Annotated in this window: 13 protein-coding genes and 1 tRNA gene; 6 read left to right on the top strand and 8 right to left on the bottom strand. The window is 38.5% G+C overall.

Going from position 1 to position 15705, the window contains the following annotated elements; translation table 11 throughout:
• Positions 1-93: 93 nt before the first annotated feature.
• The 4 genes from AB7E63_RS01120 to AB7E63_RS01135 all read left to right on the top strand — a co-directional run bounded on the left by AB7E63_RS01120 (position 94) and on the right by AB7E63_RS01135 (position 5211).
• On the top strand, positions 94-1542 hold the full coding sequence (locus AB7E63_RS01120; RefSeq protein WP_006340655.1) for a DUF2851 family protein: 1449 nt from the start codon (positions 94-96) through the stop codon (positions 1540-1542).
• Positions 1543-1672: 130 nt separating this feature from the next.
• Complete coding sequence (locus tag AB7E63_RS01125) at positions 1673-2506, top strand: hypothetical protein (protein WP_013925753.1); 834 nt, start codon at positions 1673-1675, stop codon at positions 2504-2506.
• Between the two features lie 35 nt (positions 2507-2541).
• Positions 2542-4614 carry a hypothetical protein gene (locus AB7E63_RS01130; protein ID WP_428418467.1) on the top strand — a complete coding sequence of 691 codons (2073 nt, stop codon included), beginning with the start codon at positions 2542-2544 and terminating at the stop codon, positions 4612-4614.
• A 192-nt stretch (positions 4615-4806) separates the two neighbouring features.
• The gene (locus AB7E63_RS01135; RefSeq protein ID WP_006340651.1) at positions 4807-5211 is read left to right on the top strand and encodes a hypothetical protein; all 405 of its coding nucleotides are present in this window, start codon (positions 4807-4809) and stop codon (positions 5209-5211) included.
• Here AB7E63_RS01135 and AB7E63_RS01140 read toward each other — a convergent pair whose 3' ends face one another.
• From AB7E63_RS01140 to AB7E63_RS01170, 7 genes are all read right to left on the bottom strand, one after another.
• Positions 5212-5802, bottom strand: a complete 591-nt coding sequence (locus AB7E63_RS01140; protein ID WP_006340650.1) for a peroxiredoxin — start codon at positions 5800-5802, stop codon at positions 5212-5214. It abuts the gene before it with no gap.
• A 48-nt stretch (positions 5803-5850) separates the two neighbouring features.
• Complete coding sequence (locus AB7E63_RS01145; protein WP_006340649.1) at positions 5851-6486, bottom strand: MBL fold metallo-hydrolase; 636 nt, start codon at positions 6484-6486, stop codon at positions 5851-5853.
• Positions 6487-6560, bottom strand: a tRNA-Arg gene (locus AB7E63_RS01150).
• 80 nt (positions 6561-6640) lie between these two features.
• Positions 6641-8020, bottom strand: coding sequence for a Tol-Pal system protein TolB (tolB, locus tag AB7E63_RS01155; protein ID WP_006340648.1), 1380 nt, complete (start codon positions 8018-8020; stop codon positions 6641-6643).
• 15 nt (positions 8021-8035) lie between these two features.
• A complete protein-coding gene (locus AB7E63_RS01160; RefSeq protein WP_006340647.1) occupies positions 8036-8962 on the bottom strand; it encodes a hypothetical protein in 927 nt (308 codons plus the stop codon).
• 5 nt (positions 8963-8967) lie between these two features.
• Positions 8968-9390, bottom strand: a complete 423-nt coding sequence (locus AB7E63_RS01165; protein ID WP_006340646.1) for an ExbD/TolR family protein — start codon at positions 9388-9390, stop codon at positions 8968-8970.
• 10 nt (positions 9391-9400) lie between these two features.
• A complete protein-coding gene (locus AB7E63_RS01170) occupies positions 9401-10126 on the bottom strand; it encodes a MotA/TolQ/ExbB proton channel family protein (RefSeq protein WP_006340645.1) in 726 nt (241 codons plus the stop codon).
• A 328-nt stretch (positions 10127-10454) separates the two neighbouring features.
• Here AB7E63_RS01170 and AB7E63_RS01175 point away from each other — a divergent pair, with 328 nt between their 5' ends.
• Together AB7E63_RS01175 and AB7E63_RS01180 are read left to right on the top strand one after the other, a co-directional pair.
• Complete coding sequence (locus AB7E63_RS01175) at positions 10455-12641, top strand: protein-disulfide reductase DsbD family protein (RefSeq protein ID WP_006340643.1); 2187 nt, start codon at positions 10455-10457, stop codon at positions 12639-12641.
• Positions 12625-13440 (top strand): TatD family hydrolase, encoded by an 816-nt coding sequence (locus AB7E63_RS01180; protein ID WP_079978278.1) that lies wholly within the window; start codon positions 12625-12627, stop codon positions 13438-13440. The genes AB7E63_RS01175 and AB7E63_RS01180 overlap by 17 nt, the downstream gene beginning before the upstream one ends.
• Here AB7E63_RS01180 and AB7E63_RS01185 read toward each other — a convergent pair.
• Positions 13429-15705, bottom strand: a 2277-nt coding sequence (locus tag AB7E63_RS01185) for a hypothetical protein (RefSeq protein ID WP_428418471.1), incomplete at its 5' end; no start/stop codon positions are given. The genes AB7E63_RS01180 and AB7E63_RS01185 overlap by 12 nt on opposite strands.

Raw genomic sequence — 15705 nt, forward strand, 5'->3', positions numbered from 1 at the left:
GAATGTGCTCATCAAGATTTTTCCAGCACACTTGAAATAAATAAAAATTTAAATTAAATTGCTTCGCAATATCATTTAAAAAAATCGTGTGCTATGACAAATCTATATGAAAATCTTCTCTTTCCCTCTTTACGACAAATGATGCATGAAAAAAGTGAAAGCTATGAAAGCTTGCGCGAAAGGCATGTCCAAATTATGTGGTTAGAACAAAAGTTTTTTACTTTGTTACATACCACACAAGGATTCCCTATTCAAATTCTTTCTCCTGGAATTTGGAATGCAGAAGCGGGACCTGATTTTTTAAAGGCTCACATTAAAATAGGGCAACAAGAATTGCGGGGAGATATTGAACTTCATTTAACCGCACGGCAATGGGAAGAACATAAACACAATCGAGATTCTCGTTATAATCAAGTTATCTTACATGTGGCTTTCTGGGAAGATAAGCAGGAAAAAGAGTTATTTACGTCACTAGGAGAAAGCATCTATCAATGCTATTTAGAAAAATTTCTAACAACTCCTATCCCCAAAATTTGCCAAAGCATCGATATTGAACTTTACCCTTATGAACAGTTTGTGGGAAGTGGTCGTTGTGCTGAAGAGATCTTCCAAAAGATCTCAGAAGATGATCTAAAAACCTTATTTACATCCGCAAGTCGATGGCGCTTAAAACAAAAATGGGCACATTTAAATGCAGAAATCACCGATCCTTCTTTGAGATTTTTAACAGGAATCGCAGGTGTGCTGGGTTATAAAAATAACACCGCTGCCTTTCAACAACTTTTTCAATGGATCTTTCCGTTTAGGCAATTACCCAAGGAAAATTTATTGGTTCTTGCAATGGGTGTATGTGGCTTTTTTAACACTCACTTTCAAAACCTATGGAAAGATTCGGTGTATTATCAACAACTTTTCCACATCTTTTTATCCACGTTTTCTCACTTGACCCTTCCGCAATTTAAACTTCATTTGCATCAAATTAGACCGTTTAATCATCCTGTGCGTCGGTTGGCGTTGCTCTTAGAATTGGTATGCAATGAGTCGTTTCTCACACTTGAACATGCATTAAATGCTTTTTGGGAACGTTCTTGGCGTGAAATTTCGAATGAAAAGGAAGGGGGGCTTTTTTATAAACAGCTGATGCTTCATTTTCCACAATTTATCTCTACCTACTGGTCAACTCATTATACCTTTGAAGAGAAAGCGCAAGAAAATTCCCTTTCCTTGTTAGGCGATGATCTTAAAGGGAAAATATTATTAAATGTTTTCTGCCCGGCATTATTTCATCGCATTTCCCTTAAAGAAGATTTAGAACAACTATCCGCTTTTCATCTCTTCTATAGCAGTATTCCTCATTTTCCTAGTCGTAAAACACGTTATTTGATTCATCGTTTTTTCGGAAATATGACCCGAGGTAAATGTATGAAACAGGGGGTAATCGAACAGGGCGCTTATCAATTGCATCGAGACTTTTGTCTGCATTACGAAGCGAGTTGTATTGGATGCCCATTTGTGGATCGTTATCACGCTTCGCAGAAATAATCTCCTCAAGCACTGCTAAGTTCGAAGAATTTCAAACTTATTTTTGATGCATTCTTGTGTTTTTCTTTAAATAAATTTTAGAAAAAAATAGGATGTGAATAAATCATTTGACATTCTTCCGAGGCTAATTATGCACTATTTCAGACTGTTACCTATCTTGCTAATCTTGATCCTTCCTTGTTGTGTCAAAATTAAAGTAATTAGCCCAAAAAGGCCCAAATACCAGCGAGAATTCGAAGCTGGAAAAAGAGTAAACGCCGAAGATATTTCGAGAACGATTATTATCTATGCTCAAGATTTGAGAAAAAAATATAAACACCTCATTTTAGAAGATTCCCAGGCATTCTTTAGCGGTAAAAAACTTACGCGCGTTCAAATGGAATTCTCTACCCAGGATGTAATTGAGCTCAGGGAAGCACGCGAAATATTGGTTGAGGTTGTGGAAGGATTCATTCGCCGTTTTAACGGGCAAAACTCGATTCTTGCAATGTCTGGTGGTGGCCTGAAACCTGAAAACATCGATATATATATCGATTTCGAATCTTATCATGGTGTTTTTGTTGATCCGTTTTATATCGGATTTATGTCTTTACGCAAAGGCTTAGTCAGTTTTTATGCATTTGATTTCAAAGATTGCTGGAGAGATTGCTGGCATAAGCGCCTTGAGTATTATTGGCAAAGCCGCAATATCGTTAAATACGAGCAAGAATATTTGAATATGGAGGATAAACAAAAAGAAAAAGCCTCATTCTTAGATAAAGATCGCTTTAGAATCTCAAATAAAGAAGCAGTACAAGGAACCATTCAAGCATCTCCTTACGATGTCTTTGAAAAAACACATGTACCAAAAGCTGTGATTCCAATGGGAAATCAGGTCCCCATTTTGAGAAGCGAAATATTTGATACTTCACAAGAAACGCGCCCCAGAAAAGAGGGAACCCCAGAAAATCAAGTGCAAAGATGATGACCTAATCCAAACTTTTTTATAGGGATATAAAAGTGACTGTTAAACTGGGTATTTCGCTCATTAAAGATAATTTTGTGGAGATTCATTCAACGTTAGATTTGGGTGAGCAAATTGATCAATTTCTGGTCGGAAGTTTATGGACAGACCACATTTATAACGAGACATCGGGTTTGGGGAAAATGTGGAAGGTATTTTATTTTATTGTGGGAAAACGTAAGCGAGATCAAAGACTTAATTATATTATAGCAAGGACGCAGCAAGCGTTTGATCAGAATCTCAAGGTCGTTGAAGAATCCGCGGCGCATTTTAGCAATTACATTGTCCAGAAAAGCCAAGGTACAGAAATAAATGATAATGCCTATTTAAAGTGTCGTTCCCTATTAACAAAATGGTTTGATGCAACACACAACTTTCTTGATAAAGTGCACCAAAAAAACCCCCGTATTCACACTTTATTTCAACAAAGACTAAATTTTTCAGAGGATAATCCCCCTTCTATTTTGACTTGTGAGGCATTATATCACCAATCTCAGCATCTTCAATATATTTTGGATTTAGAAGGGTGGTTTCAAGGACCTCTTCCCTACCGTGCTTTACGTAAACTTTCTCTTGGTGAAGAGTTGTCTAAAGAGGAAGAACAACAGTTTAAAAGTTTGATGACATGTTTAAATAAATATAAGCGTAAGATTGACATTCGTTTTTTTAATCGGTTTTTAAAATCTTTAGTCGAAGAATTTGGTAAAGGGGGTACTGTTAAACCCAGTTTGGAAAAATTGCAAATGGCTTTTGTTAATGAGGAGTGTGAATTTTTTTTACAGAGAGATTACGAGCACCTGGCATGGAGAAGTCAGCTAAAATCGGGTGATATTCTGCGTGTCAATGGCAAAGAAATTGTTCTGGGAGAAAGAATTGGTGAAAAATCCCGTGGATTTGATAGAACCATACATTTTGCTATTCAAGGAGATAAGCAAAAGATTGTCTCGATCCCCATTAATGAGGCAATCCTGGGAACACGCAAATGCTTATCGAAAGAGGAAGGGTATGTTCTTAGAATGCCCGAAGTTTTTGAGATTGATGCTTCAGGTGCATATGCTATTATGGAACGTCTGGCGGATCCACTAGATCTCAATTGGCTTAGCCAACGAGATCAATTTGCCAAGGAAGATGAAGATCGTGTTGGGGCATTAGCCACCGTCATTAACTGGTTGCACGAAAAAAAAATATCACCTGCCAATTTATCTCCTCGCCATTTGATGTTTAGTGCATCGGGGGAGCTTAAAACCTTAAAGCTGATTCTTAAGACGGCATGTTTTGATATTAATATGTTGCAGGCCTTTGTTCTCAAATGTTCTGCAGGGAACTTTAGAGTTTTTCAACATTTAATGGAGGCTTCTAATCTTAGAAAAGATCCTTACGGAAAATTTTATAAACAAATTATAAGCATTTCTTTGGACGAAAATATTGAATTTCCTGAAGATCAAGCCAAATTTGTGATAGATCCTTGCGTAGAATTTTATAAACAAATTATAGGCATTTCTCTAGAAGGAAATATTGAATTTGATGAGGATCCAGCCAAATTTGTGAAAGAGCTAGCAAAGAAAGATCCGCTTATTGATTCAAATGCTATTAAAAGAGCTTTAAAGCTTGTGGAAGAAATTATAAAGCCCCAGAAATGCATTGAAAAAGTTAAGCAGATTAACCAACTAAAACTTGATATTTTGATATTAATAGTATTTGCTGAAGATCCAGCAAAATTTGTGAGATATCTAGCAAGGCAAAATTCGATTATAGATCCAAGTGTTATTAAAAGAGCTATAATGCTTGTTGAAGAGGTTAAAGAGCTTCAGACTAAATGCATTGAAAAAGTCCAGCAAAACAAACAACTAAAACGTGATGATTTGGTCTTAAGGGTGTCGAATGAAATTTTGAGACAATATAAGATTTCTAATGCTCTCGGTGTAATTTGGCCTAGTTTAGCTGATCACGTGCAAGAAGCGATTTTTAAAAATGAAGAAGCCTTAGCGGCAACGGAAGCCGCTTTAGCAGCTGGAAGAGAACGACGACGTCAACTATCATCTGCACGACGTGAATTAAATTTTTCCTAAAATTCAAGGAAGATGGGGAATTGTTTTTTTTTGGGAAAATCGATTATAATAAAATTAAGTAATTGTAATTAAACGGGTTATGAAATCAATCAAAAAAGAATAAAAAAATAGACGAATAAATAAAATTTTTTCGATATAGAAAATGAGGAGAAGGTAACGGTCATAGCAACTGAGAAATCGGAGAATGTTGTGATGCAAAATTACACGATGGTGATGTTTGGCGAGGCAGAGAAAGGTGAATTTCGAACAGCTTACTACTGTAAGACGCTTTCTCACTTAGTCGACTATTTTGGCAACCCTCCGCCAGAAAGCAGAGGATTGCATTTTGCTGTACAAGCTTTACTATATCAGCGCGATCTTGTCTTTTTTCGTGTCAAAGAAGAGGGATTTAGCTTTCAAGATTACATAGAGGGTCTTCACCTACTAGAAAATCAAAGATCCATTGAACAAATAGATGCGATTGGGATTCCAGGTGTAGGAGATTCTGAAATTATTCATGCCTTGACTCCCTTATGCAAAATTTATCACAGCATCCTCGTGCTGACTGAAGCAGATTTATGCGACTATCTATTAGATAGTCCCACATCAAGAGCGTGATTAAGCTTGGAAAGCGAAGTATTTTTCGAGTCCTTCGGGTGTTGGGAGCATACTCTTTTTGCCAACTTGCCAGTTTGCTGGGCAAACTTCCCCATGCTGCTCAAAGTTAAGCAAAGCATCTAGTATACGGATGGCTTCTTCAACTGAGCGACCGAGAGGGAGATCGTTCACAACCTGGTGGCGGACATTTCCTTCCGTATCGATTAAAAATAGACCGCGGTATGCAATCCCTTCGGCTTCGATGAGAACGTCATAGTCTCTAGCGATAGACTTATTAATATCGGAAACGATCGGATAGGTAATTCCCTCTATTCCGCCTTTGGATTTTGGTGTATTAATCCAGGCGTAGTGTGAATAAGGACTGTCAACTGAACATCCAATCACTTGGGTGTTTCTTTTTTCAAATTCAGCTAGTTTTTCTTGAAAAGCATGTAATTCTGTTGGGCAAACGAATGTAAAATCCAATGGATAGAAAAAAAGCACAACATTCTTTCCTCGATATTGAGAGAGAGAAAAATCTTGCACAATTTTGTTTTCGACAACTGCTTTTGCGATAAAATCAGGGGCCTTTTTTCCAACTAATACTCCCATAAAATATCTCCTTTTTGTGAGCAATAATAGAAAATTGTAGAGTTGAAACTAATGATCAAATAACTTTCTAGCATCTGGCAACCAAGACTCTGCACCAATGGTTGTCTCAGGGCCGTGGCCTGGATAGACCCGCGTTATCGCAGGTAATTTGGTTAGCTTATCCAAAGAATCCCACATCTTTTCTGGTTGGCTAGTAGGAAATGAAAGATTGCCTATGGTGCCTTGAAATAAAGTATCCCCAGAAAATAAAAGATGCTCTTGAGGACAATAAAAACAAATGCTTCCAGGAGAATGCCCTGGTGTGTGGATCACTGTAAAAGTGAGTTCTCCAATTTTTAGAAGCTGACCTTCATGCAAAAGCTGATCGGGGATGACGCCTGCAAAAGAAACCCAACAAGGAAGGCCGTCGGATCCCGGTTTTTCAAGATTTGGAACATCTAATGGATGAATTGCAACGGGAATATGATATTGATTTGAAAGGAGAGAAACTTCGGCGATGTGATCCCAATGAGAATGTGTCAATAAAATGGAGGTGGGGGTCAGCTTCCGAGAAGTCAGGTAGCTTGCGATAACTTTAGCGCTGCCGACTCCTGGATCTATAATAGCTGCTTGATGCGTTTGTGGGCAACCCACGACATAAGCATTTGTTTCAAAAGGGCCAGTAGGAAATGCTGAAATAATCATTGCACTGGAGAGGACTTGAACCTCTAACCGCCCGGTTCGTAGCCGGGTACTCTATCCGATTGAGCTACCAGTGCAGAAAAAAGACAAGTTTGCAGAATAAATGTGTTTTTTTCAAGAGAAAACAATCAAAATTCTGAAAAACTTATCTACTTGTTTATCCTCCCCAGGAAGGATAGTGCTTTTCACCTTCGCTAGCACCCACTTTTGTTGGTTTGGAATTTTGCAACCCGACCAGATAAAGGCAGTTGGATTGACTATCGGTGCAATTGTAAATCAGCATTTTGCTATTTGGAGACCATGAGGGATTTTCCTTATGCCCACTTCCAAATGTGATTTGTTTTTCTTCTTGCTTACGCAAATCGTATACCCAAATTTGGCGTGTACCTTGCGTCAATGAAGAGTAGGCGATTTTTGTTCCATCAGGGGACCAAGAAGGAGCCGTGCTTTCTCGTGAATATTTGGTAATGAGTTTAGGCTTAATATCTTTTAAAAGCACATTTTCTTTGGGGATGTCTAGAATATAAACGCGAGGAGAGCCGTCTTTGTTCGAGGCAAAAGCGATTTTTTTTCCATCTGGGCTAAACGTTGGGGTTCCTTGTACGGATTGCCCGCAGGAAAAAATTTGGCGAGGTTTTCCCTCCGCTCCTTTTTCAATAGAAAATGGCTGAATAAATAAGTCAGGGTTACCACCCACATCGCAAATAAATGCAATTTGATCTCTTTGAGGAGAGACTGTGGGCATTAATTGATTGCCACGCACGTAATTGAGGCGGCGACCAATTCCTTCATTGACCTGCGCCACATAAATTTTTGGCTGTCCGTTTTTATAGGATGTATAAATCATACTGCCGCTTGAAAATCCTGGTTTAGCAGGAATGTAGCTTGGTGTGACGCAATAGCCCACCGTTTTATGTGTCGTGAGTTTTCTGGGATTGTAGCCATCATAATCCGCTTCCCAAATTTCGGAGATCCACTTCTTTTCTTGTGTTGAGCGATCGGGAGTTTTCACTGTATAGAGAACTCGAGATGTCGCAATTCCTGGTTGATGGAAAAGCGCTTTATAAAGCGTATCCGCAATTTGATGCATCACTTTGCGATCATCATTTAGGTTACCGCTAAGGGCAAGCCCTTCAAATCGTTTAATTGCATGCGAATCTTTTAGCGCGATCTCACCCGAGAGGTATTGTTGATTTAAAAAAAGCTTAATAATCCCTTGAAAAGGGAGGTTTTGCCATTGCTCTTCCGTGAATTGAAGGGGATTTTTTGTTAAAGCATTCCATTTTTTTTCAGAGGAGCAGACATAAGTCATCCCATTGTGGTTCAGGTCAAATTGTAAAATAGAGGTCAGCTTTTTAACATAGGCAGCTTCTAAATGAGACATTTCTGAATGAGTTTCAGCTACATAAATCGGAACAAGCTGATCATCCATATTAAGACGAACAACAAGATTTTTTTCTTCTTCAAATGCGATGGCCATTTGGAAGGTCAAAAGACTGAATAAAAAGAGGTAAAAAGATGTGTGCTTTAGCGACATGGAAAATTCTCATGGTTAAAGGGGTAAGGCATCATGACTTAAGGTCATGGAACATGTATAGGTTTGCTGTGTTGGAAAGTGGGCTTGCCAACTTGGAAAACTTAGGTTTGGAATAGACTTTTCAATTAACTCTCTATTCAGGCGGCTTTCCGCATAGGCGATCGTCAATTGGGTCACTTTTCCTAGACGATTTAAGGTTAACTTAATTTTTACATCTCCTGGTTCAACTAAATGGAGATTTTTTTTTAGAAAATAGGCCAATTTTTCGTGGTATTGAACCTCACTAGATCTATTTTCAGCATTTTGCGCATCGTCTAGGCGATCGATACTTAAGCTTTCGATTTTGCCAAGCGAAAGAGTTCCTTCCGAAATTGCCTTAACTTTATCATTTTTTAGCTGAATTTTTGCAATACTTTCCCGTGCAGCAAGCAGAAGATTTTCTTTTTTCTTTGCCGCAAGATCCTGTGTCGAATTTTCCTTTGATGATGGAGAAACTTCAGATTGAGGAGCGGGGGATTTTTTTGTCACATCGGTTGTATTTTTTTTAGGGGGATTTTTCGGCTTATTTTCTGTCTTAGGAGGAGATTTTTTGGGATTTTCAACCACGGGCTTTTCTTTTGGTTTTGGAGCTATGGCTATCTCTTTTGGAGCTTCTTGAACAGGCTTCTTTTCCTTCGCCTTAGGCGAAAGTGTTATATCTTTTTTTGGTTTAGAAACAGCTATTTCTTTTGGAGCTGGAATAGGCTTAACAATTTTTGCAGCAGTGGCGTTCGAGCGAGGAGAAAGAGAAATCGTTTGCACTGCCATGGGTTTAGGGGTGACAAATTGAACGATAGGTGAGCCAAAACCGTAGTAAGCCATTGTCATGAATAAAACATGAAAGAGTGTTACTCCTATGGCGATAGAGAAAAAAAGAGCATTTTTTGACAAAGATACACGCATAGCACTTAAGAGGGGTTAAGGATCACATCCATTTTAGCAAATCCAGCTTCTTCAGCCGCGTTTTTTACTTGTTGATAGGTTCCAAAATAAGCAGATTGATCATGAAATAATTGAGGGGATGCATCTGGAAAAGCTTGTTTTTGTCGAAGAAGTAGAGTTGGCAAATCAACCAGCGAAACTAATTCTTTATTTAAGAAAACAGTGTTGTCTTTTTTGACATGAATGTGAATAGGGCTATTTGCTTGAACAGAGGAGACATCCTTGGAGGCTTGTGAAGCATGGGCCAGCTCAATTTGTTCCATCTCAACAAGTGGAGCAATAATGATAAACATAATTAAAATGACAAAAACCACGTCAATCAAAGGTGTTAGATTGATCACAGGTTCTTCTATGGTTGACTTCGCGTATCTTCTTCTAAAACTTCCCATAATCAACTCTTTATTGTGTATCTACGCGGCGATATTGCATCTCGACTGATGCTAGGATTTCATTTGCAAAACCCTCTAATTGCATTTCGAAGTCGTGGAAGCGATTCTTTAAGTAGTTGTATCCCACGAGAGCCGGAATAGCATCAATTAATCCTAAAACGGTTGTGGCGAGAGCCATGGAGAGGCCTCCTAAAACCATTTGATGTGTACCGGCCGCATTTCCATGGAGTTCAGAAAAAGTCATGAGAATTCCCCACACAGTCCCCAATAATCCAAGAAACGGTGCAAGACTAACGATGGTGGAAAGAAAAAAAAGATTTTTTTCCAGCTGCTTAATTTGCTGCGTGACTTCTGAAAAGACATGATTTTCGATAAAAGCGAGGTCGGCCTTCGAAAGATAGGAACTCGCGTTTTCTTGGGCTGCAAAACGTCGATTTTTGTTTAAAATTTCCAATGTGTATTTTTTCATCGTACTATACAGGGAATAAAAAGGGTTTTCAGAAATTCCGCTATATTCGATGTTTAAGGGGCTATACTTATTGCTTTGGAATAGTTGATAAAAATTTGAGGCGGAAGATTCTGCCGTTCTTGCTTGCAAAACTTTAAAAAGGATGATAATCCAGCTGATAATTGATAAGAGGATTAATGCAATAAAAATGCCTTTTCCCAGAGTGTCAGAATTGATAAAAGCGTTAAAGAAAGGATTGCTATTAGATAATAATTTCTTTACAAACATTTGGATATCCCTTATAATTAACGTTTTCTTACTGGAAACAAAGAATTTGTATTTCTTATAGCATATCCTTTGAGGATTAATAAACAGAGATAAAATCGAATTACATCGATTAAATATCTCAAAGAACATGATAGAAGGGTTTAATAATCGATTAGCTAAGTATTTGTCAAGATGCTTAAAAGAGCTGGGAAATCACAGCGTATCAACTAAGTATCAGAGAGAGGGAAAGGTGATCGAGCAATAACGGAGGTGTGGCTTGCTTAATTCCACGTTTGTAAACAGAATAAAAGACAAAGGCAGAATTTTATTTTTATTGTGCTTGTTCTTTATGATTCCTGGGTTCTCTCTTTACAGCGATGCGGTTCCAGAATCCTCACCCGTTAAGATTGAGCTGATCTACGATCAATCCTCTCTTCAAGCGGATGTTCCTTTTTGGGTTGGTATTCGTTTGCAGCATCAAGAAGGTTGTCACTCATATTGGAAAAATCCAGGAGACGCAGGTTTTGCAACTCACATTGACTGGAATCTTCCACAAAATATTCAAGCGGGTGAAATCGAATGGCCAATTCCTCAAAAATTCAGTTCAAACTCCACAGTTGGAATGGGATATGAAGGGGATATTTTGCTTTTGACAAAAATGACTCCTACTAAAGAATTTGCGGGGGGAAATGTCGAAGTAAAGGCCGTTATTCATTGGTTGGTTTGCTCGGATGCCAATTGCATGCCAGGAGAAACTGAAGTGACTTTAACACTCCCTGTACATCCTAATTCTCAAAGTAACATGTGGAAAGAGATGGTTTCTTCCGCAGTAGAAAAATTGCCTACAAATCATGAAAAGATCCGCGCTGTCAGAAAAGATGGGCTGATTGTGATTCACTTGTCTGGAGTTGACCAAATCGCTTCTCCGACATCTGCATTTTTTCCTGAAACAGCGGAATTAGTGGATCTTAAAAAAGAACCAATCGCGACTTCAACAAGCAATTCAGCAGGTGAATATCTCATTACAATGGCGGAAGGATCCTCTGCAAGTGATCGTTTAAAAGGTGTGTTATTACTTCATAATGTGAGCGAGAGTGAGCCTATTGCATTAAACATCGACCTGCCTATTCATGGTGATGAAAAGGCTCTCATTGGATTTGTGGACCCTCAAGACTTAAAAAAGGCTGTTGTATTAGGCAATCAATCCAATGATGAGATAGCATCTACTGGCTCAGAATTTGAAGGAGGATTGGGATTAGCGTTATTATTCGCCTTTGTTGGGGGGATGATTTTAAATCTGATGCCATGCGTTCTTCCTGTGATATCCTTTAAAGTTTTAAGCTTTGTCAAAATGTCCGGGCAAAATCGACTGCTGGTATTGAAGCATGGAATGATGTTTACACTCGGTGTTTTGGTTTCCTTTTGGGCCTTAGCGATTGCCATGTTAGTCTTACAAGTCTACGGAAAATCGGTTGGTTGGGGATTTCAGCTTCAAGAACCCATTTTTGTGGTGATTTTAGCGACAGGATTAATGATCTTTGCGTTAAGCTTGTTTGGAATTTTCGAATTTGGAACATTTTTCGCTTCTCTTGCAGGGCAGGCCCAGGCAAACCCAGGGACGAAAAAAGAAGGGCTGAGCGGATCCTTTTTCAGTGGTGTATTAGCGACAGCTGTGGCAACTCCATGCACAGGACCTTTTCTTGGTTCAGCTATTGGCTTTGCAGTGACACTTCCACCTGTTTACGCTCTTCTTGTCTTTACATGCTTAGGTTTAGGAATGGCTTTTCCATATCTTCTGCTTTCATTCTTTCCTAGCTTACTTGCGTTTTTACCAAAGCCAGGAAATTGGATGGTGACATTCAAAGAATTGATGGGCTTTATGATGATGGCAACCGTTTTATGGTTGCTGTGGGTCTACTCAGCTCAAACAAGCAGCATGGCTTTGCTGATGGTGCTCTTCGCCTTCTTGCTCATCACCCTTGGTTTTTGGGCATATGGTCGCTGGGGCACGCTCATTAATTCTAAAAGAACACGTTTCTTAAGTGGTGCATTTGCTTTAACGTGCTTGATGGTTGGTTGTTATACCGTGTATTTATCCGCAAGCTTACCGCCTGAAACGTCTATCGCTTCTTATGAAAAAGGGGAATGGGAACCGTTTTCAGCGGAAAGAGTGGCTGAATTGCAAAAACAAGGTGTTCCTGTATTCATTGACTTTACAGCAAAATGGTGCTTAATCTGCCAAACAAACCATCTTGTTCTATCGATGGAAAAAGTGGAAAATAAATTCCAGGAACTTGGAGTGGTCAAAATGAAAGCGGATTGGACAAGCAACGACGAAGAAATCACAAAAGTTTTGCGACAGTTTGGTCGAAATGGCGTTCCTCTTTACTTATTGTATGGAGCCTCTGAGGGATCGCCAACGATTCTTCCGCAAGTTTTGACACCTGATGTTGTGATTGAACATCTAAGTGCTGTTGAAGGTGATCTTAAAAAGATTGCCTCTTCTGAAGGAGACTCCCTTGAAAGTAATCACTAATGAGAGCTATTACTTTGACTCACATGCGCATTTGACAGGCAAGTCAATGGTATCTCTGGTAGATGAGGTATTAGCTAGAGCCACAGTCGCAGGAATTAAAAAAGTGGTCAACATCTGCACAGATGTTGCATCACTTGAACAAGGCGTTTTGCTTGCAAAGCGTTATCCTTGGGTGCACAATGCGGCTTCCTCTCCTCCCCATGATGTGGAAAAAGAAGGTGAAACTTTCTTTCCCATCGTGGAAGAGCATGCTAAAGCTGGGCATTTAGTTGCGATTGGAGAAACAGGGTTGGATTATTATTACTATCATGCGACCGCTGAAGTCCAAAAAATATACTTGAGAAAATACTTTCAATTGGCTCGAGAAACACATTTGCCAGTGGTCATTCATTGTCGCGATGCATTTAAGGACTTTTTTAGTATTCTGGATGAAGAATATGTTTGGAATGGAAAACATGGACCAGGTGTTCTACATTGCTTTACAGGAACTCTTGCGGAAGCCAAAGAAGTGGTTGAGCGAGGGTGGTATTTGTCATTAAGCGGTATTGCAACATTTAAAAAAAGTGAAGAACTTCGTCAGGTGGCTAAAATGGTTCCTTTGGAGCAATTGTTAATTGAAACAGATTCTCCGTATTTGGCTCCCCAAAGCAAGCGAGGAAAACCTAACGAACCTGCTTATTTAACAGAAACCGCTCAAATACTTGCAGATGTCAAAGATATTTCAATCGATGCCTTTCGTCAGCAAACAGCTCTGAATGCTTGTTTGCTATTTAATTTAAAGGAGTCCTCAGCATTCTAGTGTGCGGCAATGCAGCCCCCCGCTTAAGTTTATGTAATCATGGGATTCTTTATCGATATCAGCCGTGGTTTCAAGGATTCTGTTAAGCGGACTTCCGCAGAAGTAAGCAGAATTGATGCCTGCAGATTGAAGAATGAGCGTAAAGGTGTCACGCAAATAACTTTCTCCTGGAATGCCTTTGAAGCCATTTGTGATGATAAAATCTCCTGAATTTCCTTTTCCAGCTATCGCATTCATATAGTTAATGGTATATTCAGAATTGATATAAATGCCAGGAATGGGGATGACGATGAAATCTTTTTTTTCTAATTCTTCCTGTATCCTCTGAAGGCGCATTTCATCTCTTTCTCGAAGTAACAGAGCATGTTCTAAAAATGATTCCAATGTTTTTCTTTCTAAAAAAGACAAACGAGCTTGGGATAAAATGTGTTCTAACGTCTGGGTTGTGACATGATGACTTTGTAAAAAAATCACCCCATTGGGGGCAGGAAGAACGAACATATCAATGTGAAGATCCAGTTGATTTTGTTGAAAACCGTAAGCGGGTTCCAAAATAACGAGTGGATAACCGAGTTCTTTTTCCATGGTGTCTTTAATCACTTCGATCTTTGCGATTGCTTTAGAAGCATCTGCATTTGAAACGCTTCTATTCAAGACATGTTTAAGTGTTTTTTTTGTCTTGTTTATCAGTTCTTCAGTCAAGATCCCTTGATTTTCTAGTTGTTCAATTTTTTCTATTATGCGTTGCTGCAAGATGCGGTCATTAAAAGTATGGTGAGCCTCCGCGATTAAATAGGAGTAAGTCACGTTTAATCCCCCACTCAAAACCATCATGTAACCTTGCGTATTGATGGCATGTAAAAGATTACCTCCTTCAAAGTAAAAAGTGGCGCATTTGTATTGAAAAGGAAGAGCACTCGGTTCAAGCGCATCTAAATACCGATTATTATAAGCCTCTCCCATTAAATGATGGCGCAAAGTAAAAGAGGGCGTAAAATAAGTACATGACTTAGGCAAAATCTTTTTTAAGCGCGTTTCAGAAATCGTTCTTGGTTTTTTTTCTGTCCCAATAAAAGGGGTGAGCATTTCTTGTGAGGGCAATCGAAAAAAGCAATCTCTAATCCAAGAAATTCGATTTTCTAAAGCATATGTGGAAAATCCTTCTATTTTAGAAATACTTTTCAAAGAGTTAGAAAGTGTTGTTGCTGGATTGTCAGACTGTTCGAAAAAGAGGGTTTTAAATTCCCAGTAGGAAGATTTAAATTTTTGAATTTCTTGTGTGTTTACTAAACTTTGCAATAATTGTCTTTTCTCTGAGGATACGTGATGTGGGTTTAAACCTAGCTTTATGGGCGTTTTGGTTGACAAGGCTTTGATAAAAGTACATTCGATTTTGTTAAGCGATTTTCCTTCATTATTCTGTTTTAAATAATACCGGTAAAAAAGATGAAAAGAGTCATCGTGTTTGGCCATCAAAGAAGCCACATAATTTGCTCGACATAGGGTTTCCTTACATCTCGTTTGAAGACAGAAACCCATCAATTTTAAAAAAAAGGCACTTGTTTTTGTAGGGTACTCTTCAGAATCTGATTGTTTTTGATCTTTTTCAGCATAACAAGGAAGCCTGACTAAGCTATGATTGGAATATTTAAGTGCAATGCTTATCAATTTTTTTATTATTTCATCTTTGGAATCTTCAAAAACTTCCTCTAGACGACAATAGAGATAACTTGGATCTTTGATCCAAAACAAAATGCAGGCATAGACAGCTAATAAATATTCATTGTAAGAGGCAGAAGGAATAGAATCTTTATCATCAAAATTCTTTAATAATAAAAATTGAAAAACACTGAGATTCTCATATCCTTTAGCTCTGATGAGAAATTGTTTCTTCTCGCGGCAGCTAAGCAATTCATAGATCTCAGAAAAAATGCTAATTAAGGCTTTATTTGTATTCTTTTGATTACTCTTGATCATTTTTAACAAGGTTTTTGCCCATCGATGCTTCGCTTTGGGATAGTTATTAAACCAGAGGTACAAATTTTTAATTGCTGTTTTATGATGGTTTTTAATTAGGTGAATAAAAAGCGCATCTAAGAGTTTCGAATAGGATTTTTCATTTTTTTCAAATATGCGATGAAGAAGAGGATCTATTAAAGTTGCATGATGGGCCATCAGAAAGCAAAAGAATGAGACATCGTGTGTTTGAATGGAATAGTTGAAAAATGCAATCCCTCCTCCATTTTCTTTAAATAATAGATGTGG

The organism is Parachlamydia sp., assembly GCF_050255895.1.
GTDB classification, from domain to species: domain Bacteria; phylum Chlamydiota; class Chlamydiia; order Chlamydiales; family Parachlamydiaceae; genus Parachlamydia; species Parachlamydia acanthamoebae.

Bases quoted from the DNA above. Each gene is read 5' to 3' on its own strand.
- AB7E63_RS01120 (WP_006340655.1), top strand. From the start codon at position 94: ATGACAAATCTATATGAAAATCTTCTCTTTCCCTCTTTACGACAAATG.
- AB7E63_RS01125 (WP_013925753.1), top strand. From the start codon at position 1,673: ATGCACTATTTCAGACTGTTACCTATCTTGCTAATCTTGATCCTTCCT.
- AB7E63_RS01135 (WP_006340651.1), top strand. From the start codon at position 4,807: ATGCAAAATTACACGATGGTGATGTTTGGCGAGGCAGAGAAAGGTGAA.
- AB7E63_RS01140 (WP_006340650.1), bottom strand. From the start codon at position 5,802: ATGGGAGTATTAGTTGGAAAAAAGGCCCCTGATTTTATCGCAAAAGCA.
- AB7E63_RS01145 (WP_006340649.1), bottom strand. From the start codon at position 6,486: ATGATTATTTCAGCATTTCCTACTGGCCCTTTTGAAACAAATGCTTAT.
- tolB (WP_006340648.1), bottom strand. From the start codon at position 8,020: ATGTCGCTAAAGCACACATCTTTTTACCTCTTTTTATTCAGTCTTTTG.
- AB7E63_RS01160 (WP_006340647.1), bottom strand. From the start codon at position 8,962: ATGCGTGTATCTTTGTCAAAAAATGCTCTTTTTTTCTCTATCGCCATA.
- AB7E63_RS01165 (WP_006340646.1), bottom strand. From the start codon at position 9,390: ATGGGAAGTTTTAGAAGAAGATACGCGAAGTCAACCATAGAAGAACCT.
- AB7E63_RS01170 (WP_006340645.1), bottom strand. From the start codon at position 10,126: ATGTTTGTAAAGAAATTATTATCTAATAGCAATCCTTTCTTTAACGCT.
- AB7E63_RS01175 (WP_006340643.1), top strand. From the start codon at position 10,455: ATGATTCCTGGGTTCTCTCTTTACAGCGATGCGGTTCCAGAATCCTCA.